The sequence below is a fragment of the Gluconobacter albidus genome, assembly GCF_002005485.1.
GTDB lineage: Bacteria > Pseudomonadota > Alphaproteobacteria > Acetobacterales > Acetobacteraceae > Gluconobacter > Gluconobacter albidus.
Genome location: NZ_CP014689.1, coordinates 2,274,279 through 2,300,000 on the forward strand (window position 1 = coordinate 2,274,279; position 25,722 = coordinate 2,300,000).

Here is a 25,722-nt window from a genome sequence, read left to right on the forward strand (position 1 = left end):
GGCTCCGGGTCAGTCAAGACCCGGAGCCTCAGGGTGTCAGATGACGAAGTTGTCGCAAACGATCAGCTATGATCGGGAAGCAGGCCCTGTTTTCAGAAATCCGCGCGCACGCTTCCAAAGAACATCCGGGGGGCTCCGATCTGCATGGACTGGTCCGTCAGCGCGCCTGTCGCAATATCCGCCGGATTGCCATTCTGGCCCATCGTGGAAATATAGCGTTTGTTCGTCAGGTTGGAGCCGTTGAACGCAACTGTCAGGTTCTTGATGGCGCCCAGGTAGCGGTTGTACTTCTTCATGTTCCCGAAACTGTATTGCACACCGACATTCGTCAGCCAGTAGCCGGGGCTTTTGACGTCTCCCGTATAGCTGTAATTGCGTGTGCCGGTGTAACTTCCGTCGGCATAGGCCGTCATGCCCCGCCACTCGTATGACACCCGGCCTTTGTACATGAAGCGCGGATAATTCACGACCTGCTGGCCCTTGGTCGCATAGACAGTAGAGCCGCTGACAAGGTTCTGATCGTAGACACCATGGTTGTAGCTGATGGAATTGGTCAGCGCGAAGCCGCGAAATGGCGTCAGGGTCAGCCCCGCATCCACGCCGTTCATCGTAACGCCCCCCACATTCGACACGGCGGAGATCGGGTTGACGACCGGCCCTTCCGTAATCTGCTGCAGACGGTTGTTATAGTTGGTCCGATACGCATAGACCGTCGCAGCGACCAGCCTGCCCGTGTAGCGATAGCCGATCGCATAGGTCCAGGCCGTTTCGGGGCGGATTGAGGACTTCGTATCGTCATAGGCCGTCTGGGAGACGGCAAAAGGCGAGTTCGACAGTTTGTAGCCGGATTCCGCGTAAGTCCGCGCGTTTTCCGAAATATCGAAATACAGCTCGTGATCCTTCAGGAAATGCCAGTCCGCACTGATATGCGGCAGAAAGGGCTTGGCCACTGTCAGACTTTCGCCACTCGTGATCCGGGCTCCTGCGCCGTAATACTCCTGGTTCAGATACCCGTCCCCGACATTGGTCGTGCTCAGCAGGGACTTGAAGCCAAAATGCAGCGCCAGATTTGGCAGGACATTATACGTATCCTGCACGAAGGCCGTGAACGTGTTGGTATTGTAATTCTGGTTGAAAATCTGCGCGAACGGATCACGCCACTGGGTCAGGGGGTCATGCACCGTACCCTGAACAACCCCGTTCACCACCGCCGGCTGTGCATAGGCGTTCATCGGCGACATGTAGCTGTTGTTTTCGTACCAGACACCCGCGCCAAGATGATTGCGCGCAACATCATAATGCAAAGCCGAGACAATGCCGAAACGCCGGATTTCCGGTTCTTTCATCAACTCGCTGACGGGCGATCCTGTCGGCGATGGGAAATACGGCGTTGCCCAGGACGTCTGGTTGCGTTCACCATGCCCGTAAGCCGTTGTATTCCAGGTCAGACGATCCGTCAGGCGCAGATCGGCCTTGATCCCGCCAAACGTATCGACCGTATTCGTGCTGCCATCATAATACGCTGCATCCGCCGGATCATCGAGCGTTCCGACCTTGCCGGGATAGATCCCGTTCGCCGCATTCACAGCCGCGATATAGCCGGAATTGCTGCCATTCTCGTAGCTCGACAGACCATAGCCCACCCGCTTGATGATCTGTGGAGAGATGTCCGGATAGGTATTCTGGTGCAGGTCACTCCAGTCAAAAAATGCCGAAATCGAGCTGTCATGGCCGATCGGCTGCACCAGCTTGGCGTTCACCTGCTGCATGAACTGCTCGCCATAGCCCTTCCACATCCCGCTGTCGTTGCGCATGTAGGACGTGTAGAACTTCGTACCACTGGAATTGAGCTTGCCGCTCTCAAAGCGCAGGAACGTGTGATAGGTGCTGTAGCTGCCGAAACCCGCCGCAGCCGTTCCCCCCATCTTGTCGGACGGCGTCATCGAAACATAGCTCAGGCCGCCACCCAGATTGTTACTCGCCGCCATGCTCTCCGCACCGGCGGACTGCGATACGTCAATGCGCGCCACGTTTTCCGACGAGATCGCCATGATAGGGTTTAGGCCGTTATAGTTCCGGTACGTCATCTCCCCGAGCGGCATCCCGTCCAGCGTCATGCCGATTTCCTGCTGCTGGAAACCATGCATGAAGATCTGCGCACTCCAGGTGTCGAGCCCCTGTGCATCGCCCGACTGGAACGTGATGCCCGGAAGCTGCGCGATCACCTTCATCGGATTGGTTCCGGCAGGCGCCTCCGACAGCATCTTCTGACTGACCGTCTCGACACTCCCCCGAGGCGGATGACGCGCCACAACTGCCATATTTTCCGCAGTTTTACTCACATACGGCCCTGAATGCCGATGCGGCGGGGTCCGTATACGAGACGTGGTTTTATGTGCAGCAGGAACCATCTTGTGCATCAGGGACGAATGTCTGCTGGCTGCCATTGCGGATGCAGAAAAGACGGCCGACAGCATCGTCGTCACCGAGAGTGCAAGAGACAGGGAGCCGGGTCGTTTACACATATACAGTCTACCTCATCTGGCGTCCGTCCTGTAGCGGGACGGGAATTCGATCCTGAAAGTCAGTAGCGGCCGTGAAGCGCTTCGAAGAAACCATCGAAGTTGTCCCAAGGAATCATATGACCCGCATCCGGAACGGTGGCGATGGCAATCGCAGGATTGAGCTGAAGGATTTCTTCAATATCTTCCTGCTGGATCACCCCACCCCGCGTTGCCACGACAAGAGTGGCGGGGGTTTTGAGATGAGGCAGATCCTGATGGATGTCTTCCGTATGGAACTTCTCGAACGTGATCCGGGTCGCCAGTTCGTCACAGGTATGGAGCCACTGCGCCCGCAGCGTGCACTGCTCGTCCGTCCATGTCGGGCAGAAGCGCTTCATCTCCGTACCACTCATGCCTTTGCGCGCCATGCGGATTGATTCCGTGTACCAGTCGAGCTTGGCGGGATAAGCACGGCGGCCCGGCCCACTGACGGGCGGGTCGATCAGCGCCAGATGCGTCAGTCCCGCGTCATTTTGACGGGCCGTACGGATCGCAATCCGCGCGCCCATGGAGTGCCCCATCAGAACCACATCCTTCAGGCCCAGCGCATCAATGAATCCACGAACATCTGCTGCATATGTGTCGAGGTCATAGTCCAGATCCGGCCCCGTCGAAGACAGGCCACGCCCGCGCACATCCAGCACATAGACATCATGCGTCTCGGCCAGACGGTCCGCGACGAACCCCCAGGTGATGGCCGGGCTCGTAATACCAGGCACCAGTACCAGCGCCATGCCCTTGCCACCGTAACGCAGATAATGCTGCCGGATGCCGTTGGCATGGACATTCGCACCGTAAAGCAGGCGTGTTTGCGTCATGAAATGGTCCTTCTGAAAAATTTTGAGGTCAGGCGTTGGGAAGACGGGACAGCAGGGTGTCGAGGTCCATGACGTCACCGCATTTCTGAGCCATGTCGAACAGGTTGGCCTCGTGCGGCCCGATGGCGCGGTCACCCACACAATCAGAGACGATCACCGGACGGAACCCGTACTGCATCGCATCCAGCACGCTTGCCCGCACACAGCCGGACGTTACGCATCCGGCGACAACAACGGTCTGCACACCGTGCGTCACCAGCCAGGAAGCCAGTGGCGTGCCTGCAAACGCAGACGGCACCGTCTTGCGGACCACATATTCGCCCTGCTCCGGCGCCAGTTCGTCCACGATGGCAGACGCGGGGTTACTTTCCGTCAGCCCCAGCATCGTCGGCACTTTCAGCGAAAAGATGTTCGCATCCGCGCCATCATCCGCGAACACGATCCGCGTATGCGCCACTTTCCAGCCCAGACGCCGCGCCGTCGCCAGCAGCGTTTTCGTCCGCTCGATCGCTTCGGGAATATTGCCGCCGCCAAAGGCTTCCGGATCGGCAAACCCGTTGACGAAATCGACAATCAGCAGCGCAATGTGCCCCGTCATACCCATTTCGTTTCCGAAACCCTGCTTCCTGTAGCGGTCTTCGTCGCGATTGCTCTGCACGCTCATCATGCGTTCTCCACAAGCTTGCCGTCTTTCACGACCGGCACATCATCAAGCGTGACCGTGCAGCCCCGCATCGGAATATCGATATGACACGCCGTATCACGCGTGCCGCCAGCTTCGTTGTTCGGCCCCGTGGACCACAGGAAGTTCCCCGAACAGGCGCGGGGGTCCATGCCGATGCTGGCCTCGCGGTCATAGAACCCCATGACCGACCAGTGCGCCCGGTCCTGCATCCCCCAGCCGATATGCGACACCGCATAGACTTCCGGATCGTTGAAACTTTCCATGTAATCCCGCAGATGATCGGCCTCGTAACCACCCTCGATTGCCCGGACGAACCCTTTCTCAAGATGGCAGGTGATGGGTGCCGTCACATAGGATTTCTGCGGCAGGAGAATGTCTCCCGGCGCTAGAACGATCTTACCTTCCGCCGAACCCTCATTGGACCATGTCGCCAGAAAACCGCTCGGCCAGTGATCCCAGCGTCCCGGCGCGTCCACAAAGCCATATTCCTCCAGCATCGGATAATCGCCCAGCGCAAAGGACGCATCCGTCCCCGCCGCCGACGTCACCCGCATGACCTTCGCCGCCTGAAGCTTTTTCGACGCCGCCAGAACGCGCTCGCGGTCTTCCATCGTCGGCGTCATCCGCACCAGAACCTCGGGCGGCTCCACGGCCAGCAGGATGCGGCCACCCGCTGCAAGGACTTCATGCTGCTCGGCCGAGAACAGCAGCGTCATCAGATCCAGAACCAGATCGCTGGCCTTGAGCATCTCGACCGCCGCCCGGTTGTTCGTCAGCGGCGTCGTCCCGACAAACGCCAGCGGATCGCGCGAGAAGGACAGCGCCCCGTTCGTCGGCTGAAGATCCAGCCGGTTCGCAATCGCCCCTTTTTCCCGGACGGCGAGAACCGCGCAGCGGAGGGTCTGTTCATTGCTGCCTAGGGACGTCAGCAACGTCACGGTCTGCCCCGCTTCCAGACGACACAGCGTCAGCACCTGTCGCCAGGCCTGGACCAGTTCAAAATCACTTACGGGCATGAAGGTGGCTCCTTGGATTCCGATCCCGTCCTCAGGATCTGGTTGAGGCCGATGGCGGCGATTGTGGCGGTTGCAATGCCGCCCAGCGTCCCACCGCCGATGGTGAAAGTGAGGTCTCCCGCCCCGGCCACGAGGGCCACGCCAACGGGAAACAGCGTTGAGGCACGGGAGAAATCGACGCGGTTATCCACCCAGACGCGCACCATCGTCGCCGCGATCAGACCGAACAGCCCGACCGAGAGGCCACTGAGCACAGGCTCCGGAATGGCCCGCAGCAGCGCCCCGAAGAAGGGCGAAAAACCCAATAGAATGGCGAACAATCCCGCCACCCCGAAAGTCAGCGTTGAATAGACCCGGGACAGCGCCATGACGCCGATATTCTCGACATAGGTGGTCACACCCGTGCCGCCGAGACTGGCCGCCAGCATCGTCGCCAGCCCGTCCCCGAGGAACGCACGCCCCGTCAGGTGATCCAGGGGGCGCCCCGTCATGGCCCCGATCGCCTTGAGATGCCCAAGATTCTCCGCCACCAGAACCAGCGCGACAGGCGCCAGCAGAATGGCTGCATGGCCGTTAAAACGAGGTGCCGTCAGATGCGGCATCCCGATCAACGGGGCGGACAGAACTTCGGAGAAATCCATCGCCGGCGCCAGATGCAGCCCGTTCGCCACCACGACATACACAAGCGTGGAAACAATCAGGGACAGCAGGATCGACAGCCGCCGCAGATACGGACCGCCATAGACTGCCAGCAGCGCCGTACACAGCAGCGCAAAAATACCGCAGGCCGTCCCGGCCCCGCCATGCCCGAGCCCGCGCGACGCCACAGGCGCCAGGTTGAGCCCGATCGCCGCGCCAATCGCCCCGGTGACGGATGGCGGCATGAGACGCTCGATCCACCCCGAGCCCGTCATCCGGACCAGAACCCCGATCAGCGCATACACCACGCCCGCGACGAAAATCCCGCCGCAGGCCAGTGCGATATCGGGGTTCGGACCATGCCCGGAATATCCGGTCAGCGCCACGACGAGCGCGATGAAGGAAAAACTCGACCCCAGATAGCTCGGAATGCGTCCCCCGGTGATGAGGAAGAACAGGATTGTTCCCAGCCCCGAGCACAGGATCGCCACATTGGGGTCAAACCCCATCAGCAGCGGCCCCACCACGGTCGATCCCGTCATCGCAAGGACATGCTGGCCGCCGAGCAGGACCGTCTGTCCCATCCCCGGATGCTCGTCAGGCGCGATCATGTCCGTCCGTTGCGCCCGACGCCAAACCGGAAGCCAGCGTTCACTCATCCTCAGTGTCCTCCGTTCGCGCGGATCTGAGCACGGAGCCGGGCCACATGGGCCTCCAGATCCGTCCATTCGGACCGACCGGGAGCCATTGTCCGCCTCAGATATGCAACGAGTTCCGCAATCTGGCGGTCAGACAGGATGTTCCCGAATGTCGGCATGGTGGTCGCCTGCGCATAGGCAGGCTGCGAAACACCCTTGAGAATGACATGAACGAGATTATCCGGGCTGTCCGCCTGGATATTACTGTTGAGCGCAAGCTGGGGACGCGCGCCGAACAGATGCGCGCCTTCGCCTTCATGGCAACTCGCACAGCTTCCGTTATAGATCCGCGAGCCCTCGCCCCGGTCCAGCGCCTGCAGCCCGCGCGCCTGTTCCAAAACCGCATCCCGACGCGCCGCCACACCTTCGACGGCATTCCTGCGATCAAAGGACGCGATGTAATGCGCAATCGCCCGCACATCCGCATCCGGCAGGGACGCCATGGAATGAACAACCGGCGCCATCGGCCCTCCCGCCGGACCATGCGCCGGGCTGAACCCGGTCCGCAGATAGGCGTACAGATCGTCCTCACTCCAGGGCAACGGAGACTGCGACAGCGTGCTCAGCGCAGGTGCCGACCATCCCTCGGCCTCGCCTCCGGCCAGATACGCATTCTTCCAGCGTTCGGCCCCCAGCGCATTGCGCGGCGTATGACACGCCGAGCAGTGCCCCAGACCTTCCGCCAGATAGGCCCCACGATTCCACTGTTCAGATTGGGCCGGATCGGGCGTGAACGGCGCGGGATCATGGAACAGCATGTTCCACCCCGCCATCGAGAAGCGCATGTTGTACGGGAACTTCAGCGCCGTCTTCGGCACCGCATTGCGCACCGGTTTCTGCGACATCAGATAGGCATACAGATCCCGCAGATCCGCATCGCTCGTCTTCGCAAACGCCGTGTAGGGAAACGCCGGATAAAGATGCCGCCCGTCCCGACTGATGCCATGACGTATCGCCCGTTCGAACGCTTCGTAGGACCAGGCCCCAAGCCCGGTGTCCACATCGGGCGTCAGATTGGTGGAATAGATGATCCCGAACGGCGTCTCCAGCGGGAATGCCCCCGCATTCGTCACCCCACCCGACGCCGTATGACAGACCGCACAATCCCCCGCGGCCGCAACCTTCTCGCCCCGTGCAATCGCGGCATCGGAAAACAGCCCGGCTTCCGGCAGTGAGGCCGGCGCAATCGCCGACCGCCAGGGCATGACCGTCGCCATCAGACCGCCCACCGTCGCAAAAGCCGCTGCAAACGCCCCGCGACGCAGCTTCGCGCCCAGCGTCGTCCGTGCCATCGCCGGACGCATTTCCGGCCCAGCCACACCCAGTGCTGCCAGTGGTCGCACCGCTTCCGCACTCAGCGGACCCAGTGCCTCATCCAGCCGTGCTTTCACTTTTTCAGGCGTGAATGGCACATCGCGAAAACGCATGCCCGTGGCAGCATAAAGCGCATTGGCAATCGCCGCCGCACTCGGCACGGACGCGGACTCTCCCGCCCCCAGAGGCGGCTGGTCCTGCCGCTCCATCAGAACGGGCTCGATCGCTGGAAGCTCCGGGAAAGTCAGGATCGGATATCCTCCCCAGTCCCTGCTCTCCACGCCCTTTTCGTCGAACTGGACCTCTTCGCGCAGGATCCGGCTCGTGGACTGGATGACATTGCCCTGAAGCTGATGGCGCACCCCGGCCGGGTTCACCATCATGCCCGCATCCTGCCCGACCACCGCCCGCGTGACACTCACCACGCCGGACTGACGATCTACCTCCACATCCGCAACCCAGGCCGACCACGCCGCCGCCGTGCCCGGAAACGTCCCGTGCACATACTGCGCATAAGCAAGCCCACGCCCCTTCAGCACGCGCGCCTGCGGATCAACCTCGACCGGGCCGGCCCGATATGTCCACCCGGCCCGATCCGCCGTCGCCTTCAGAAGTTCGCAGGCCCGCTGGTCCCGCAGATGATCCAGACGGTATTCCAGCGGATCAGCCCCGGCCTCCGCCGCCAACTCGTCGATATAGCTGTCATGCGCAAAACTATTGGGGAGCGCAGAAACGCCCCGAAACCAGGACGCCCGCGCAATCGGCGGCATATCCTGAACCGTCACCCGCGCATTGGGATAATCATAGGGCGGAACAGACGTCCGATCCCCCATCTGCGCCACAGACGGCACGTCTGCCGGAACCACACCCGTCAGAACCAGCGCCAGCAATGGCGAGACATTGGACGGATAACTGGTGTCCAGATCATACGCGACGGGCTGCCCGGACGCATCAATTCCGCCCCGGATCCGCACGAGTTGTGCCGCACCTTTCGGCTCCCAGACATGCTCCTGCTCGCGCGAAAGCTGCACCCGCACCGGACGCCCCACCGCGCGCGACAGCAGGGCCGCGTCGCCGCCCACATCATCTGCGCAGTTACGCCCATAGCACCCGGCGGCCTCATGCCGGATGACCTGGATATCCGCCGTAGACAGGCCCATCAGCAGCGCCAGATCCGCGCGCAGCATGTGCGGGTTCTGCGTCCCGGACCAGACTTTCAGCTTTCCATCCTGCCAGTCCGCCACTGAACAGGACGGACCGATGGAGCCATGCATCTGGTACGGCCAGAAATATTCCCGCTCCAAAACAGTCTTCGCACCTGCCAGACCGTCCTCAAGCATGCCGCGATCCAGCACAACGCGCGGCGTTGCAGGGTTATCCCGCACGGCCTCGACCGGATCGGTCAGATCCGGCAGTGCAACAGGCGCCCACTTGACCCGCAATGCTTCTGCGGCAGCCGCAGCCTGTTCCTCGCGTTCGGCCACTACACCCACGAAATCGCCGACCACGACCACATCCACCACACCTGGAAGATGCGTCACAGACTCCCGATCAACCGAAAGCAGCGCCCGTCCGACATACGGTCCGTGATCGTAACCCTCATAAGGCGGCCGCACGACGCGCCCATGCAGCATCCCGTCCACACGGACGTCATGGACATAGACCGCCCGGCCCGTCACCTTGTCCGGAATATCGACGCGCGGCATATCCCGCCCCACCAGACGATATTCTGACGTACTTTTCACCGCCGCCGCATCATCGAGCAGCACCCGCAGTTCCACGCCCTCGACCAGATCTCCGATCCGATAGACCCGGTTCGGCAAGGGCGGTTCACAGACCAGCTCACCCTCCCGCAGCGTTATGGTCCCAACCGTCCGACCTGTCAGTTCCGCTGCACGTTCCAGCAGGAGATGCCGCGCCTGCGCTGCTGCCCGGCGAAGTGGAATGGCCGTGACCTGAATGGTCTCGCTCGCAATCGTCGCGCCCTGATCGGGCGTGTCTTCGGTATGGCCCAGCACCATCCGCACCTGCGCCGGACGGGCATCAAGCTCTTCCGCCACGATCTGCGCCAGAGACGTCGCAATCCCCGTTCCCAGATCCACATGCCCGCAGAACGCCATGACCTGATCGTCAGCCGTGATGCGCAGGAAAATCTCGTCTTTGGGAATAAAGCCGCCCCGTGCCGCCAGTCCTTTCGGAGGCTGCGCAGGACGGAAAATGCTGAGGGAGCCCGTAGGGAGCGATGCCTGCATTATCAGGGCTCTCCCTTTACAAGACCTGCCGCGATGCAGGCGGCCTTCATGATTTCAACATGCGTGCCACAGCGACACAGATTATATCGCAACGCTTCTTTCAGCGCTGCCTCGTCAGGATCGGGCACGGCATCCAGAAACGCCTTTACCGTCATGACCATTCCGTTCAGGCAATATCCGCATTGTGCGGCCTGTGCCTTGATGAAAGCCTTCTGGACCGGATCGGACCCATCGGGGGAAAGCCCCTCCAGCGTCACGACGGACGCGCACGCAGCGGCGGTTTCAACCCGAACCACGCAGCTTCGCGCGGCTTTGCCATCCAGCAGTACGGTACAGGCCCCGCATTCTCCCAGTCCGCATCCGAATTTCGGGCCATTCAGACCAAGATCATTGCGCAGCACTGTCAGGAGTGGTGTGCCAGGGGCAGCGTGAACCTGGCGCTGTTCCCCATTCACCATCAGAAAGACGCTGTCCGTCATAGCGTCCCTCTCCTTCACGTCAGGATGTCAGTTTCAGGTCGTAGACATTATCGCCGTAGCACCAGTACGGATCTTCAGGCTGACGCAGCCAGGTATTGGCGTTGGAAATGCTCTGGACCTTGGTCGCACGTTCCTTGCGGGCCCCGTAATAGGCCTCGAACGTCGCATCCAGATCGGCAACACCAAGCTCGCTCAGACAGCGTGTCAGAACCGCTGCGTCCTCGACTGCCATGGCTGCACCCTGTGCCATATGGGGCTTCATCGGATGACAGGAATCACCCAGAAGCACCACACGGCCCTCATGCCATTTCGACAGCGGCTCACGCGTCTTGAGCGGCCATTTCGTCACGGTTTCCGCCGCATCGATATAGCCCTGAACCATCGGATGATAATCCGCGAATGCCGCCTTGAACTCTTCACGCGTAGAAGGAAGCTGACCGGCCCGGCTGGTCCATTCCGCCGGCTCTCCCGTTACCAGATAGAATTCCTCTTCCTTGCGATCGAGATAGTAGCAGACAATATGGCGGTCAGCGGTCCACCACTTGGCGTTGACATCCGCTCCCAGAGCCTTCGCGGCGGCACCGGGAATGATCGCCCGGTGCGCGATCCAGCCGGTATAGAGAGCTTCTTCCAGACCGAAGATTTTCTCACGTACACGCGAATTTATTCCGTCTGCTGCAACCAGAATGTCTACGCTATCCGTAGAACCGTTCTCGAATTCCAGCGAAACGGTCTTACCGTTATCTGTAAACTCGACGAGTTTGTGGCCCCATTTGATGCGGTCAGGCTCAATGCAATCAAGCATCGCCTGATGCAGATCACCACGATGAATGGTGATGTAAGGTGCACCGTAGCGCTCACGCTCCGCATTCAGCGGGATTTTTGCAAGAACCGAGCCATCTGTTCCGTTTCGGCTGACCCAGTAGTCAGGAAGGCAGGAAATTTCCTCGAGTTTTTTGTCCAGACCATCAAGATGGGCAAGGATTTTCAGGACGTTAGGGCCAAACTGGATGCCTGCCCCCAGCCGGGAAAAACCAGGCGCCTGATCATAAAGCGTTACGTCAAAGCCCTTACGCTGCAAAAGCCCCGCTGCAGCAACGCCACCAAGACCAGCCCCCACAATACCGACCCGAACACCACCCGACATCTGATTGCCCTTCTGCTGCTGGCCATCGCGGAGCAAGAGAGCCCAACAATAATGGCGTACACACTATATATGAATAATTCACAGTCCTTCCGGGTGCGTCAAGAAAATTATGACGATTCCGTTTCGTTTCCTGTTTGAGATATATTCCGGAGTTTTCAGTCTTCGAAAAACGCCAGTTTTTTCAGGATATGGAGCGCCGCAACCCTCTCGCACGCATCAAGCGGTGCCAGCGTACGGGCTGTCACATCCGCAGCACTTGGAATCGTACTCTCGACAAGGATGAACCCTTCCGGTGTCAGGGACACGATACGCTGCCTGCGATCATTGCGATCCTGAACAATGCTCACCAGTCCTCTCTTGCGAAGACGCATGACGATGTCACGCAAAGTTGCGTGATCAATGCCGGTCGCGGCACTGATTTGTACGAGAGGGGCTTCCTTCAGCCGATAGACTGTCACCATGGCTGCAAACTGGGCAGAGGTCAGCCGATCGTCGGGAATTTCACGCTGAAAGATGATCGTGTGTCGCTGATAGGCGCGCCGGAGAAGATATCCGATCTGATTGCAAAGCTCGTAATCTGCATCACGCGACATCGGATTTTTCTCCATTGAAACCCCAAAAGATTTTTACAGCCTCTGGAGGGATTGTATATCCAAATTTCCCGATCGCCTTCCCTTCACAGCGCGCGACCGATACCCCGGATACCCCCACACATTCAGAAAGAAGACCAGCATTCCATGCCACATTTCGCAATGCCTCAGTCACTTCCCCTGTCCACGCACGTCTCTGCAGACCTGCCCCTGATTAATGACGTATACATTAGTAATAGCTACACAATCTCTGAACGGAGCATCCGGAAAAACGAAAAACAATGGCTGTAAGACAGTGCTTTTCGGGAGATTCTTTTTTGTTGCAGAATCGAATTGTCGTTCATAATATCGTTTATACGTTATAAGATCGAAACGTGACGTTTTCCCGTTATCAGATTGCCATCCCATCCGACCCGTGTGAGAGCAAGGATTGATCTCAATGCGTATCGTCTCTCAGAACAAACTCGCGTTACGCCACATGGCTCTGCTTTCCACAGTGCTGGCCGTCATTCCCTCATACGGGTGGGCGGCAGAAAAATCGCAGCATGCCCGTAAGGGAAAGGCGCATCCACAGCACACGCTCCCTGCGTCCAGACCATCTGCCGCACGGCACGCTTCGGCCCGCGCCATGCAACCCGAACTTATGCAAGTTCAGGGACGGCGTGTTTCTCATGGTGCACAGACCGTCATCTCCCAACACGTCTTCACAAACGCTGTTGCCGGAACTTCCGTCATGAAAGCGTTGCAGAACGTGCCAGGTGTCCTGTTTCAATCGGACGATGCGCAGGGCGTCGATACGGGCGGCGTCAAACTCTATATCCACGGGTTCTCACAGAACCAGATCGGCTTTTCACTGGACGGTATTCCACTCGGTGAGTCCGTCTATCGCAACTATAACGGTTTGAACGCTGTTGCCGCGCTGTCATCCGAGAATGTTGGTCATATGGAGATGTCACAGGGCGCGGGCGCCGTGGACATGCCCAGCACCAATGTGCTCGGCGGTGCAATCATGATTTCGTCGTCTGATCCCAAGGACAAGTTCGGTGGCACGCTGGCCGCGACCGGCGGAAGCAACGCCACCACCCACGCTTTCATCCGTATCGACAGCGGCAAGCTGAACCCCACCGGGACCAAGTTCTACGTGTCCTACATGCGGAACGACACCAAACTGTGGAAAGGCTATGGCACCCAGTTCTTCCAGCAGGCTAACCTGAAGCTGGTGCAGCCGATCCATAATGAAAGCAGCGTCTCGCTCCTGTTCGACTGGGCGGATGTCCAGCAGTTCAATTACCAGTCCGAAACACTGGAGACGGTCCAGAAGCTGGGTTACGGCATCTCCAACTACTATCCGAATTATCGACTGGCCTATAACGCAGCACAGGGGATCTACTCGCACGGCGAAGACAAAACCAGCGACCCGAAGGATGTATCCTACTACGCCGGAACAACGGCTTCCCGCGATCTGCTGGGAGGACTGAATTTTCATCTGAAGCTGGCGGATCATCTGCGGTGGGATTCCGTCGTGTACGGCCATAACCAGAAGGCCAATACGCAGTGGTCTGACCCCTGGATGGCGTCAGCGAACGGCGCCCCCCTTTCCGAAATCGTCAAGCAGCCCGATATCCAGCGCTTCGGCCTGACGTCGAGCATGACGTATGATATTGGGAAACACGAAATTCATGGCGGCATCTGGTACGAGAACAACAAATACGTCTCGAACATGTTCGCCTACAACGACCCGCTTCTTGCCGACGGTCAGACGCTGACGCCAAATCCTTTCCGCAAATGGTCCGACCCTTTCGCCAAGCTCTGGGGGCAGACCTACAATACCAACACGATGCAGACCTATATCGAGGACACCTGGCGTCCAGTTAAAGACCTTTCGCTCCATGCAGGTTTCAAATCCATGCTGAGCACGACCCATGTCGGACAGACAGGAAATTACGAACCCTATACCGGCACCAATGCTCTTGCCGGCGGCGTGGGTCTGACGACATTCGGGGCGTTCCTGCCGCATTTCAGCGGGGACTGGCATTTCCTGACGCATCATGAGCTGTATTTCGATATCGCCAAGAACATGCGCGCCTATCCGGAAAGCGGCTATCACCTGTCGGCATCGCCGTTTGCCGTCTCGCAGGAGGCCTTCGATCTGTCACGCAGCTCCGTCAAACCCGAGACCAGCTGGGCCTACTCGGTTGGCTACCGCTTTACGCAGCGGCGTGTGGATTTCTCGGTCAGTGCCTATCGCGTAAACTTCTCAAACCGTCTGGGCGCGCTGGTCCAGGGCAGCCAGACCAACCCGCAGACAACGGTGCTGAACCTCGGCGGTGTGACGATGAACGGCGTGGATGCCGGTCTGACCCTGCGCCCGCTGCGTGGTCTCTCGATTTTTAACTCGATCAGCTACAACCACTCGACCTACGACAACAACATCAGCCAGCAGGGCACGACCTATGCCACCAAGGGCAAGCACGTCGTGAACTATCCGGACCTGATGTACAAGGCGACGGCGGAGTACACCTACAAGAAGGCCAGCTTTAACATCGACGCTCTCTACACCAGCAGCCGTCCGTTCAGCTACACGAACGACACCTCCCTTCCGTCCTACTGGCTGGTCAATTTCGGAGCACGCTACAATTTCGGCCGCATCGGACGTCTGGAAAATCTGACAGCATCGTTTAACGTCACCAATCTGACAGGGTCACGCTACCTGATCATGACCGGTGATGACGGCGGCAATCCGCTTTCGGGCGATTACCAGTCGCTGGTCGTGGGCGCACCCCGACAATTCTTCGGTGGGGTGAAAGCAGACTTCTGACACTCCCCTGTCCGGACCGGACTTCCCCGGCGCTACCTTTTCAGGATGAAGAAAAGGCAGCGCAGCGCTTACAACCGGATGGCTGCATGAACGGCACAACGAACAACCAGCGCCCCGCATTGTGGGAACGGATGAGCTTCGGTTTCGGCGATCTGGCAGGGAATGCCCTGTTTGGAATTACCGGGGCCTATCTCATCTATTACTATACCAATGTTTACGGTCTCTCCGCATCCTCTGTTGCCCTGCTGATGCTTCTGGCACGGGTGGTCGACAGCGTGGTGGACCCGGTCATCGGATATCTGATCGACCATCGCATCCTGTTCGGGGGGCGCGTCCGGCCTTACCTGAAATGGTTTTCGCTACCACTCGGCCTCCTGACATTCTGCTGTTTTCTGCCACTGCCACTTGGAGCAGGAGGACGCCTCGCCTGGGCCTACGCCACCTATCTCGTGATGGGTATACTCTTTTCGCTCGTCATCGTGCCCTATGGGCTGTTGCCCAACGTCATGACCCGCAACCGGGAGGACCGTCTCTCCCTGTCCACTTTCCGCATGATGGGCGCAACACTCGCGACGTTTCTGGTCGGATCGTCCATCCTGCCAATGGTGCATCTGTTTGGCGCTGGTAACGAGAAGCTGGGATACCCGCTGGCGATGGCCGTTGCAGGGGCCGTAGGCGGAGGACTGGCGCTCATTCCTTTTTTCACCTGCCGCGAGCGTCATGATCTGGAAGCGAATGACAGCCCCATCCGGGTTCTGCTCGGCTCCCTGTTCCGCAACCGGGCATGGGTGATCGTCACGATCGTGCTGAGCCTGTTCTACATCAATCTGACGGCGTTCTATGGCCTGTCGCTGTATTACGCGACAGAAGTCCTGCATCGCCCGCAGTATTTCGGAGGGCTGCTCATCTCGATGATGGGGGCCAGCAAGGTTCTGGGAGTGATGTGCTCGCCCTGGCTTGCCCGCCATGTCGGACAGAAACTGACGATTGTGCTGCCCTATATTCTCTCTGCAATCGGTCTGGCCCTGTTTGCCTATGGCCCGAACAGCGCGGTCTATCTGGTCGCCGTTTTTGGCATGATCTGCTTTTTCCAAGGCATGACCCTGCCTGTTTTCTATGCGATGGTCGCGGATTCCATTGATTACGGTACAGCCGTTACGGGCGTTCGGGCGTCCGGAATGGCCTATTCCGTGAACAGCTTTGCGGGAAAGGTCGCCTGGGCCGTCGGCGGCTCGCTTTCTGCGGCAATTCTGGGCTGGGGCGGCTATGTTCCCCATGCCGTCACACAGACACAGACCGCACGGGCCTTTATCACGTTCGGTTTTCTGGGTGTCCCGGCCTGCGTCGCCCTGCTCTCGGTCCTGGTCATCCTGCTTTACCCTTCCGAAGACGAGATAACGCGCACCCTTCAGCCTGACACCCCCGTTGCGCTAGAGGGGATCTGACATGGCAAACGCATTCCGAAGTGGGGCCAGCGCCATCGTCGCGCAGATGACAATCACGGAGAAGCTCGACCTCGTCTGCGGCAACGGCCTGTGGCGCACGACGGGCGTGCCCCGACTGGGACTGCCGTCATTACTGATGGTCGATGGTTCCAACGGCCTGCGCGTCGTACCGGATCAGATCTCCACAGACCCACAGAATGCCGATCTCGGGGCGTTCCTCGATGCCGTTGATACAACTGACGATCCGGAAAGTCGTGACAGCAATGTCCTGCTCGGCAAGAGCGTGCCGGCAACCTGTTTTCCTGCACTGTCCGTTCTGGCCAACAGCTGGGACATCGAACTGGCCCATGAGATCGGGGAGGCACTGGCAATCGAGTGCCGGGCTGCAGGCGCGCAGATTCTGCTCGGACCGGGCATCAACCTGCGCCGTTCGCCGCTGGCGGGGCGGGGTTTTGAATATTTCAGCGAAGACCCGATCCTGACGGGAGACATGGCAGCCGGCGTCATCCGGGGTCTTCAGGACAAGGGCGTGGGAGCATCTCTCAAGCATTTTGCGTGCAACAATTCCGAAGTTGAACGCATCAGCATGGATTCCGTCGTCGAGCCCCGCGCGCTGCACGAACTGTATTTTCTGGGTTTCGAGCGCGCGATTGCCCGGAGTAACCCGTGGACGGTCATGACATCCTACAACCGGCTCAACGGAATTCAGACGTCACAGAACCCGTGGCTCCTGCGCGGGGTCCTCCGGGGACGGTGGCACTATGACGGTGTGATCATGTCTGACTGGCACGGGATTCAGGATCTCCCAGCCGCCGTAAAGGCCGGAAACGATCTGGATATGCCGTTCAATGCCGCCCGCAGGCGACGGCTTGAAAGCGCAGTCCTGAACAAGAGGGGGCCTGAGGCTGCGCTGGACCAAGCCTGCACCCATATCGCTGCCCTCACCCTGCGGATCATGGATGCCCAGCGCCGACTGCCCGTTTCACGCCCGGATTTCGCGACCCATCATGATCTCGCCCGCAAGGCGGCCTCCCGCGCCTGCGTTCTGCTGAGCAACCAGAATGACGTCCTGCCTCTCACCTCGGAACCCGGTGAACGCCTGCTGGTCATTGGCACAGGCGCGGTCTTGCCTGAAATTCAGGGGGCCGGAAGCGCCGCCGTCCGCCCCATCCGGTGCGATATTCCGCTCGATTGCCTGAGAGAGACTGCACCTGGAGGTGTATCCATCCACTGGGAACCCGGCTGGGGTGAGGATGGCAACCATGACGCACACCGTCAGGGCTCAGCCCTTGCCGCAGCGCGCACGGCCGAAACCGTCATCGTCTTCGCCTCCACGCCGCCCTGCGTCAGTGGCGAAAACGCCGACCGGCCCGATCTGGAGCTATGCCCGGCGCATGATCGCCTGATTGCCGAACTGACGAAGATCCATGACAGGATCGTCGTGGTTCTGACCCATCCGGATGCCGTCGTGCTGCCATGGGCCAACAACGTGCAGGCCATTTTCTCGGCAGGCTATGCAGGGGCCGGTCTGGGACAGGCCGTGGCCGATATCCTGTTCGGGCATACCAACCCGTCCGGCAAAACGTCTGTTACATGGCCTGTGCGACCGGAAGACTGCCCTGCCTTTCTGGGATATCCCGGTGAACAGGGAACACATCTGTATCGGGAAGGCATTTTTGTCGGATACCGATTTTTCGACATCCGCCACATACAGCCGCTTTTCCCATTCGGCCACGGACTGTCCTACACGTCCTTTACCTACGACGCGCTGGAACTGACGACCGGAGCGGATGACGTGACCGTCCGCTTCACACTGTCCAACACCGGCGCCCGGACCGGTTGGGAAGTCTGTCAGCTTTACCTCGGGCGGACTCCAACCGCCCCAAACCGGGCGCTCCCCCACCATCCGCTCCGGGCCCTGAAAGGGTTTGCGACGGTTTGTCTGGAGCCGGGAGAAAGCCGCGTCGTGGACATGACGCTAAGCCGCCGCGATCTCGCCTATTTCGACACCGTACGGGACGACTGGACTGTCCCTGCCGGAGAGGTCGGCATCGAAATCGGGGCATCGTCCCGCGATATCCGCCTCTCGGCTCCCCTTCATGTCACGGGCGATGCCACAGCAGCGCGATGGCTCGATCCGCACACCCCGCCCGGACAGGCGCTGGAAGTTCCGGGCGTACAGGACGATCTGGTCGCGTGGCTTGCCGGTGTGACGGGTCAGGGCATCGCTGGGACCGAAACGCGGCTTGCTTCCTGCCGCCGTTCCTTCCTTGGTATCTACGACACGCTCTGCTGGTCGTTCGGCCTTGAGTTGGACGAAATCCGACTGACACAGATCCTTGACGACGCCAACAGACGTAGTGGCGCAAGAAAACCCGGACATCGCCCTGACCATAGCAGCGAACTGGATCCATCATGATTGTTGAGAGCACCGTGGCCCCGGCCCGCGCATGGAACACCTGGTCCGATCGACCGGCAGCAATGACATTCCTGCCATTGGGCGTTCATGTGACGCCCCTGCTCTATTCCACCAGCCAGCGCAGCGCGACACTGCTTCCGCCGGGAAAGGATCTTCTGTTCGGCCGTCATGACATGGACGGAAGGCTGGTGGAGTTCGAAACCCGGCATGGTGGGACGGAAATCGCATTCCGCTATGAGAAAGATGATCCCTATTGCCTGCTGGGGACTTGGGAGGGGAAAGTCCTCGCGGAATGGGGACTACGATACTGGCTGACACTGTGTCTGTCTTCCGAGTGTGGCACCACAGTGACCTATAACGGGGAAGCCGCCGTCATCCGGCTGGGCTACCGGTATGTAGCCCTGATGGGCGACATGGCCCCCGTGCAGGTTACGGCTCATGAGTCTCTGGAAGCCGTCGCAAAAGATTTCGACGATAACGGCTATTTCCATACAGGCAGCAGAGGCACATCCGCCCCCGTCATCGCATTACGGTTCAATCTGGAAATGATGCGCAAAGGGCGCTTCGCCGCAGCCGTCGCGGATAGTGAAGCACTGGCCGTCGCGAAGGCCCGGGCGGCACTTGAGCGCGCTTTTGAGAAAGAACCTGTACTTCCCGCCCAGATCGGACGTCACGCCGGGGCCCTGGATGCCGTTCGTGATGTTATGGCCTGGAACACCCTGTATGACGGCATCAATCGTCGCCCTTATACCACTTTCAGCCGGATCTGGAATCTGGGGACATTCGCAGTCTGGTACAACGATCAGACTTATTCCGCATTGATGACCGCCCTCATTGATGGACAGACTGCGCGAGAGAACATGGCGGTAGCGACAGCAAGCGCAACGCCTCAAGGCAATTTTTCCTGCCTCGCCACATCGAACGACACATGGGTGGACCGGACACAAGCTCCGAACGGCGCATTCATGACGTGGATGATCTATCTGCGCCAGCGCGAAAGGTCATTCCTCGAGTGTCATTACGAGGCATTATCCCGCAATCACATGTGGTGGCGACGTGAACGTGATCCCGACGGCATGGGGCTTGTCTCGTGCGGAACATCCGATATCGGAGAATCTTTGTACAAAGGCACCCACTTCGGAGCCCGCAACGAAACGGGGATGGACAATTCCCCAACCCATGACGAAGCGCTCTACAGCCCCGAAACACGCACGCTGTCATTGCTTGATGTCGGACTGAACTGCTCTCTGACGCTTGATGCGGAATGTCTGGCGCATATTGCGCGGGAGCTGGGACGCACTGAAGACGCACAGACTTTCAATGCACTGGCAAACGATACCCGTAGCAAAATCCGGGAACATCTGTGGGATCATGAACGCAGCATTTTTGCCAATCGCCAACGACACGGCGGTTTCGTCCACAGTGTCGGCCCAACAAGCTTCTTCCCGCTGATCTGCGGTGCCGCAACACCTGAACAGGCACAGTCCCTGATCGGACATTTCTCTGATCCGGCCCGCTTCAACGGCCCGTTTATGATCCCCAATGTCAGCCGGGATGATCCTGCTTTTGCAGATAACGTCTACTGGCGGGGCCGTATCTGGCCAAATGTGAACTATTTTGTGTGGCATGGTCTGCGGCGCTACGGTTTTGTCGCAGAAGCATCCCTGCTCGCCGAACGCAGCATGGCGCTCTTCAACCAGTCATGGACGGAACGCAGGATTGCCGCAGAAAATTACTCGGCAATAACAGGCGAGGCCAACGACCAACCGGATACGGACCTGTTCTATTCCTGGGGCGCGATGCTGCCCATGCTGGGTGTTGCAGACGTTATGGACATTAACCCCTGGGCAGGCTGGGAACTGCAGAATACAGGGACGGACGTCACACTTGGCCCGATCCACACACCCATCGGACAGGTCATCATGGCTGTCACAAACGGCCGCATGACGCTCTTCCGTGGTCAGGAAGAGATCCTCTCCTGGACGGGAACAGGCCGCCTGACAGAACTCACCATCAGTGAAGCGCTCATGAGCTGTCGCATCCACGCCCATGAAGGCCAGCAGGGGGTTCTGACACTTGGTCCGACCTACGCCGCGCGGATCGTGGAACTTCGTGTGGATGGCAGTCCCCGCTCCGCCACACGGAACCCGAACATAGACCTGTCCGGTATGCGTCGCGGACAACGGCTCGATCTCTACCTCACCCCGCTGATTGCGGCGTGAACACCCCGGCATTGCCCGACTGGTTTCAGACACCCGAAAACCGCTTCCGGACTGCGGCCTTCTGGTTCTGGCACCACCTGCCCACGCCTCAGATGTGCCGCGAGGCCATCGCGGACATGAAACGTGCCGGGCTGGGCTGTATTCTCGTACAGGCACGGCTCGCCATGCCCCTGTCCGACTATCTGTCCCCTGATTATCTGGCCCTGTGCCGTCTCGTCTCGGATCTGGCAGAGGAACACGGACTCAGCATTGAGATCTACGATGAATATGGCTGGATGTCGGGACATGGAGGGGGCCTCACTGTTCAGGGCGCCGATCATCTCCGTGAACGACACCTGTTCTGGACTTCCGGAAGCCTCCAGAACGGGCAGGCCGCGCTTCAGATTTCAGACATCGACGCCACATTTCTGGATTTTCTCGGACCGGCCGCAAGACGCTGGACATATGAGGGCGGCAATGCCCAATGGGGCTTGTGGCAGATCGTCGCCGGTGGCGTCATATCGTCCCGGACACTTCTTCAGCCTTCCCAGATCAGATTTCTTGAAACAGGCGACAGCGGTTGCACCGTACAGATCACTGCCCCGGATCTCCCGGACGGAAGCCCCGTTGCCCTCTTCGTGGCAGCGACATGCCTGACATCCCGGCTGGTCAATTACCTTCTTCCGGAAACAGCCGAACGCTTTTCCAACCGTGTCTACGCGCCCCTGCGCGCGGCTTTTCCCAAAGCAGAGGCATTTTTCTTCGACCATCCTTATGCAGGTTTCTACACATGGAACGGCCAGAATTCAGCGTCCGGACCCGACGCAATCCACAATTCCCTTCTCTGGGACGACAGCCTGACTGAGACTGGTATCGACGGTATTGTCCTTTTGGACGCGGTTTATGGCACGGATCCACAGGCCGCATCGCAGCGCGCATATCTGTTTGAAACCTATGCCCGACAGATGCATCATGCCTTTTTCGGAACCCTCCGGCGATGGTGCGACGCACATGACATTGGTCTTACCGGCCATGAACTGTTGCCGCATGTCGGTGGCTGGAATCTTCTCGGAGGGCTGGGCGGTATTGATGCGCGCGTCGCTCCAGGCGGAGACTATTTTGATATCGACGCATTCAAAACCCAGAGCGTCACGGATGCTGCCGATTACAATCCACAGCTTTCCGCCATATTGGGAGATTCTCTTGCCCGTGCGCACGGGCGTACGCGTTGCACGGTCGAACAATATTCTACTGGGCGGGAAGTAGGCCGACCGTCCCTGCATGGACAATGGGACCTTTCACTTTCCCGGCTACGCGCCCAGATGATCCGTCATATCCTTCAAGGCGCACGCCGCGTTCTGCTCCATGCCCTCTTCCTGCCGGACGCGATCCACCCGAACCCCACGCACCAGTCAGACCCGCATTTCGACTTTGCTCCAGGATTCAATCTTCAGCCCTGGTGGGACGACGCATCGGATGTTCTGGAAGAACTCGCACGTCTATCGGCTTTTCTGGAAGATGGAGTACCAGTGCGATCGGTAGCCTTGTTCTATCCTCTGGAGGATCTCAGGGCAGCCAGCAGTATCCCGGACTGCGCAGCGCATTTCGGCATTTGGGCCAGGGCACTGATGGACGCAGGCATCGGATATACGATTATTGACGAAAGGCAGATCCGTCAGGAAACTGTCAGAAACGGCTGCCTGCATATGGTTTCAGGCCAGTTCGATACCATCATTCTGCCAGACGTCACCGTCGTCCGCGATCCTCAAACTCTCTCAATCCTTGAAGAGTTCTCCCGTACAGGAGGACGCCTGCTCAGATCAGGAAAAATCGTCACAACCTCCCGAAATGACAAAACGCAGCGGATCGAAGGGCCGGTTATCACGACTTCGGAAATTACCCGTCTTATTGCAGAAACCTTCTCGTCACCTCTTCTGACAATCGAAGATCAACCTCAAAGGATCACGTTACAGAGATTGACCCCCTCCCTGTTACGCGTAGCTGTCTTTAATGACTCAGATTGGGAAAGAACAGCCACGCTTGCCCCAGCGTTACAGGAACGGATTCTTCTGGAATGGCGATGTGACACCGCGTCGGCAATATCCCCGGTTTTTATCCCAGCCGATACAACCTGCATTCTTTCCCTTAGGCCCAGGCAGCTTTTAACCTTTGAATTATCTGACATAGCCGCAAAAGCCCAGTGTTTGCCAATACAGAACAAAGACTGCTTTTCTACTCCTTACAAAAAAATGCTCGAAGGAGGATGGCTCTTTCAGTCAGATCCCAATACCCATCCAGTGCCTATCGCTGTTGAATGCGGCTGGGAACAACAGGGATTTGAGCATTTTTCCGGCCCAGGTATCTATACTCTGCACCTATCAAATTTCAACAGATGCCATAAGAAAAATCTCTATCTAGTCTTACCAAAAATTTCAGGCACAGTGAGATGCTTCGTGAATGGGCGGCAGATAGGAAAAAGCATCGAACAAAGCGCGTCATTTCTTCTTCCCGCCGATCAAGACCTCAAAATCAATCTACATATCCGCAATACTGCTGCAAATATTCTATATCCCAAAATGGATTCGTTCTTAAATCCAACAACCTTCCCTTCCGGTTTGCTGGCCATCCCCTACATATGGGACGGGACTTTAAACGCATCCGTTCCAAACCATTGAGGCAACACGACATTTAACAGGCGCGTACTAAGCTTAGTCCACGAAGCGAAACCCCGCCTGGTCATTGACCTGGCGGGGTTTTTGCGATTTCAGATGGTTGCGGGGGCAGGATTTGAACCTGCGGCCTTCAGGTTATGAGCCTGACGAGCTACCGGGCTGCTCCACCCCGCGGTGGTGTTTTTGATGTTGGGGTATTTTTTGTGGTGTGAGTGGGCTGGGGGACCTGGCGGCGACCGACTTTTCCGCACCTTAAGGTGCAGTATCATAGGCGCTGAGGGATTTCACGGCCGAGTTCGGGATGGGATCGGGTGTAGGGCCCTCGCAATGGCCACCAGGTCTTCCAGCCCACCCTGTCTTTTGAGAGAGGGTGGAGGTTGGTGCGTTTTTATGAAGAGAGTGTGGCTGATTTCTGTGCATGTGTTTGATGTGAGAAGTATGAGCGATTAGGACCGGTTAGCTGCATGCATTACTGCACTTTCACACCCGGCCTATCAACGTGATGGTCTCTCACGGCTCTATGAGACCTAGTTTTGAGGTGGGTTTCCCGCTTAGATGCTTTCAGCGGTTATCCCGTCCATACTTAGCTACCCGGCTGTGCCACTGGCGTGACAACCGGTGCACCAGAGGTATGTTCATCCCGGTCCTCTCGTACTAGGGACAAATCCTCTCAAGTCTCTTACACCCACGGCAGATAGGGACCGAACTGTCTCACGACGTTCTAAACCCAGCTCACGTACCACTTTAATCGGCGAACAGCCGAACCCTTGGGACCTGCTCCAGCCCCAGGATGTGATGAGCCGACATCGAGGTGCCAAACCTCCCCGTCGATGTGGACTCTTGGGGGAGATCAGCCTGTTATCCCTAGAGTACCTTTTATCCGTTGAGCGATGGCCCGTCCACGTGGGACCACCGGATCACTATGGCCGACTTTCGTCTCTGATCGAGCTGTCACTCTCACAGTCAGGCGGGCTTATGCCATTGCACTCGACAGCCGGTTTCCGACCGGCCTGAGCCCACCATCGCGCGCCTCCGTTACACTTTGGGAGGCGACCGCCCCAGTCAAACTGCCCACCATGCAGGGTCCCGGACCAGGCTTACTGGTCTCGGTTAGACATCAGAAAAATTCAGGGTCGTATTTCAAGGATGGCTCCACCGGTGCTGGCGCCCCGGCTTCAAAGCCTCCGACCTATCCTACACAGAATGTCTCTGATGCCACTGCAAAGCTGCAGTAAAGGTTCATAGGGTCTTTCCGTCTGACCGCGGGTACCCCGCATCTTCACGGGGAATTCAATTTCGCTGAGTCGATGCTGGAGACAGTGGGGAAGTCGTTACGCCATTCGTGCAGGTCGGAACTTACCCGACAAGGAATTTCGCTACCTTAGGACCGTTATAGTTACGGCCGCCGTTTACCGGGGCTTCAATTCAGTGCTTGCACACCTCCTCTTAACCTTCCGGCACCGGGCAGGCGTCAGGCCCTATACGTCATCTCACGATTTCGCAGAGCCCTGTGTTTTTACTAAACAGTCGCTACCCCCTGGTCTGTGCCACCCAATCATGGTTGCCCACGGTTGGGTCTCGTTTATCCCGAAGTTACACGAGCAATTTGCCTAGTTCCTTCAGCATCGTTCTCTCAAGCGCCTTGGTATTCTCTACCAGTCCACCTGTGTCGGTTTCGGGTACGGTCTATACGCCAGAGCTATTTCCTGGAATGATTGAAAAGCCTGTTCAATCCGTTAAGGACAGACAACATCTCTCATTCGTCACTTCTGGCAGGCCCAGTAATATTAAACTGGTTCCCATCGACTACGGCTCTCGCCCTCGCCTTAGGGGCCGGCTCACCCTGCGTGGATTAACCTTGCGCAGGAACCCTTGGACTTTCGGCGACAGTGTTTCTCGCACTGTTTGTCGCTACTCATGTCAGCATTCGCACTTCCGATATCTCCAGAGAGGGTCACCCCGTCT

At 58.7% G+C, this 25,722-nt stretch carries 14 protein-coding genes, 1 tRNA gene and 2 rRNA genes (1 of these 17 cut by a window edge); 5 read left to right on the forward strand and 12 right to left on the reverse strand.

Going from position 1 to position 25,722, the window contains the following annotated elements:
• Window positions 1-92: 92 nt before the first annotated feature.
• The 9 genes from A0U94_RS10400 to A0U94_RS10440 form a co-directional block, all read right to left on the reverse strand.
• Complete coding sequence (locus A0U94_RS10400) at window positions 93-2,321, reverse strand: TonB-dependent receptor (RefSeq protein WP_244177993.1); 2,229 nt, start codon at window positions 2,319-2,321, stop codon at window positions 93-95.
• Between the two features lie 263 nt (window positions 2,322-2,584).
• A complete protein-coding gene (locus A0U94_RS10405; RefSeq protein WP_077803324.1) occupies window positions 2,585-3,382 on the reverse strand; it encodes an alpha/beta fold hydrolase in 798 nt (265 codons plus the stop codon).
• A 28-nt stretch (window positions 3,383-3,410) separates the two neighbouring features.
• Window positions 3,411-4,046, reverse strand: coding sequence for an N-carbamoylsarcosine amidohydrolase (locus tag A0U94_RS10410; RefSeq protein WP_077803325.1), 636 nt, complete (start codon window positions 4,044-4,046; stop codon window positions 3,411-3,413).
• Window positions 4,046-5,083, reverse strand: coding sequence for a 2,5-dihydroxypyridine 5,6-dioxygenase NicX family protein (locus A0U94_RS10415; RefSeq protein ID WP_077803326.1), 1,038 nt, complete (start codon window positions 5,081-5,083; stop codon window positions 4,046-4,048). Before A0U94_RS10415 ends, A0U94_RS10410 begins: the two co-directional genes overlap by 1 nt.
• A complete protein-coding gene (locus A0U94_RS10420) occupies window positions 5,074-6,381 on the reverse strand; it encodes a solute carrier family 23 protein (protein ID WP_077803327.1) in 1,308 nt (435 codons plus the stop codon). The genes A0U94_RS10415 and A0U94_RS10420 overlap by 10 nt, the downstream gene beginning before the upstream one ends.
• Window positions 6,382-6,383: 2 nt before the next feature.
• Window positions 6,384-9,986: a molybdopterin cofactor-binding domain-containing protein gene (locus A0U94_RS10425; protein WP_077803328.1), complete on the reverse strand. Its 3,603-nt coding sequence runs from the start codon at window positions 9,984-9,986 to the stop codon at window positions 6,384-6,386.
• Between the two features lie 2 nt (window positions 9,987-9,988).
• The gene (locus tag A0U94_RS10430; protein ID WP_077803329.1) at window positions 9,989-10,465 is read right to left on the reverse strand and encodes a (2Fe-2S)-binding protein; all 477 of its coding nucleotides are present in this window, start codon (window positions 10,463-10,465) and stop codon (window positions 9,989-9,991) included.
• A gap of 19 nt (window positions 10,466-10,484) precedes the next feature.
• Window positions 10,485-11,612: an FAD-dependent monooxygenase gene (locus A0U94_RS10435; RefSeq protein ID WP_077803330.1), complete on the reverse strand. Its 1,128-nt coding sequence runs from the start codon at window positions 11,610-11,612 to the stop codon at window positions 10,485-10,487.
• 155 nt (window positions 11,613-11,767) lie between these two features.
• Window positions 11,768-12,205, reverse strand: coding sequence for a MarR family winged helix-turn-helix transcriptional regulator (locus A0U94_RS10440; RefSeq protein WP_244177994.1), 438 nt, complete (start codon window positions 12,203-12,205; stop codon window positions 11,768-11,770).
• Window positions 12,206-12,641: 436 nt separating this feature from the next.
• On the opposite strand from A0U94_RS10440, the gene A0U94_RS10445 reads away from it, so the two are divergent.
• From A0U94_RS10445 to A0U94_RS10465, 5 genes are all read left to right on the forward strand, one after another.
• On the forward strand, window positions 12,642-15,020 hold the full coding sequence (locus A0U94_RS10445) for a TonB-dependent receptor (RefSeq protein ID WP_077803332.1): 2,379 nt from the start codon (window positions 12,642-12,644) through the stop codon (window positions 15,018-15,020).
• Window positions 15,021-15,106: 86 nt separating this feature from the next.
• Complete coding sequence (locus A0U94_RS10450; protein WP_077803333.1) at window positions 15,107-16,465, forward strand: MFS transporter; 1,359 nt, start codon at window positions 15,107-15,109, stop codon at window positions 16,463-16,465.
• Window position 16,466: 1 nt separating this feature from the next.
• On the forward strand, window positions 16,467-18,884 hold the full coding sequence (locus tag A0U94_RS10455) for a beta-glucosidase family protein (protein WP_077803334.1): 2,418 nt from the start codon (window positions 16,467-16,469) through the stop codon (window positions 18,882-18,884).
• Window positions 18,881-21,106: an MGH1-like glycoside hydrolase domain-containing protein gene (locus A0U94_RS10460; protein ID WP_077803335.1), complete on the forward strand. Its 2,226-nt coding sequence runs from the start codon at window positions 18,881-18,883 to the stop codon at window positions 21,104-21,106. Before A0U94_RS10455 ends, A0U94_RS10460 begins: the two co-directional genes overlap by 4 nt.
• A complete protein-coding gene (locus A0U94_RS10465) occupies window positions 21,103-23,760 on the forward strand; it encodes a hypothetical protein (protein WP_149026752.1) in 2,658 nt (885 codons plus the stop codon). Before A0U94_RS10460 ends, A0U94_RS10465 begins: the two co-directional genes overlap by 4 nt.
• A 94-nt stretch (window positions 23,761-23,854) precedes the next feature.
• On the opposite strand, the gene A0U94_RS10470 is transcribed toward A0U94_RS10465, so the two are convergent.
• The 3 genes from A0U94_RS10470 to A0U94_RS10480 all read right to left on the reverse strand — a co-directional run.
• Window positions 23,855-23,931: transfer RNA gene (locus A0U94_RS10470), tRNA-Met, on the reverse strand.
• Between the two features lie 50 nt (window positions 23,932-23,981).
• Window positions 23,982-24,096, reverse strand: a 5S ribosomal RNA gene (gene rrf / locus A0U94_RS10475).
• Between the two features lie 87 nt (window positions 24,097-24,183).
• Window positions 24,184-25,722, reverse strand: a 23S ribosomal RNA gene (locus A0U94_RS10480); it runs 1,197 nt beyond the window's last position.

Coding starts and splice junctions, on each gene's coding strand:
- A0U94_RS10440 (WP_244177994.1), bottom strand. CDS start 12,205: ATGTCGCGTGATGCAGATTACGAGCTTTGCAATCAGATCGGATATCTT.
- A0U94_RS10405 (WP_077803324.1), bottom strand. CDS start 3,382: ATGACGCAAACACGCCTGCTTTACGGTGCGAATGTCCATGCCAACGGC.
- A0U94_RS10445 (WP_077803332.1), top strand. CDS start 12,642: ATGCGTATCGTCTCTCAGAACAAACTCGCGTTACGCCACATGGCTCTG.
- A0U94_RS10410 (WP_077803325.1), bottom strand. CDS start 4,046: ATGAGCGTGCAGAGCAATCGCGACGAAGACCGCTACAGGAAGCAGGGT.
- A0U94_RS10450 (WP_077803333.1), top strand. CDS start 15,107: ATGAACGGCACAACGAACAACCAGCGCCCCGCATTGTGGGAACGGATG.
- A0U94_RS10460 (WP_077803335.1), top strand. CDS start 18,881: ATGATTGTTGAGAGCACCGTGGCCCCGGCCCGCGCATGGAACACCTGG.
- A0U94_RS10455 (WP_077803334.1), top strand. CDS start 16,467: ATGGCAAACGCATTCCGAAGTGGGGCCAGCGCCATCGTCGCGCAGATG.
- A0U94_RS10430 (WP_077803329.1), bottom strand. CDS start 10,465: ATGACGGACAGCGTCTTTCTGATGGTGAATGGGGAACAGCGCCAGGTT.
- A0U94_RS10415 (WP_077803326.1), bottom strand. CDS start 5,083: ATGCCCGTAAGTGATTTTGAACTGGTCCAGGCCTGGCGACAGGTGCTG.
- A0U94_RS10400 (WP_244177993.1), bottom strand. CDS start 2,321: ATGGCAGTTGTGGCGCGTCATCCGCCTCGGGGGAGTGTCGAGACGGTC.
- A0U94_RS10435 (WP_077803330.1), bottom strand. CDS start 11,612: ATGTCGGGTGGTGTTCGGGTCGGTATTGTGGGGGCTGGTCTTGGTGGC.
- A0U94_RS10420 (WP_077803327.1), bottom strand. CDS start 6,381: ATGAGTGAACGCTGGCTTCCGGTTTGGCGTCGGGCGCAACGGACGGAC.
- A0U94_RS10425 (WP_077803328.1), bottom strand. CDS start 9,986: ATGCAGGCATCGCTCCCTACGGGCTCCCTCAGCATTTTCCGTCCTGCG.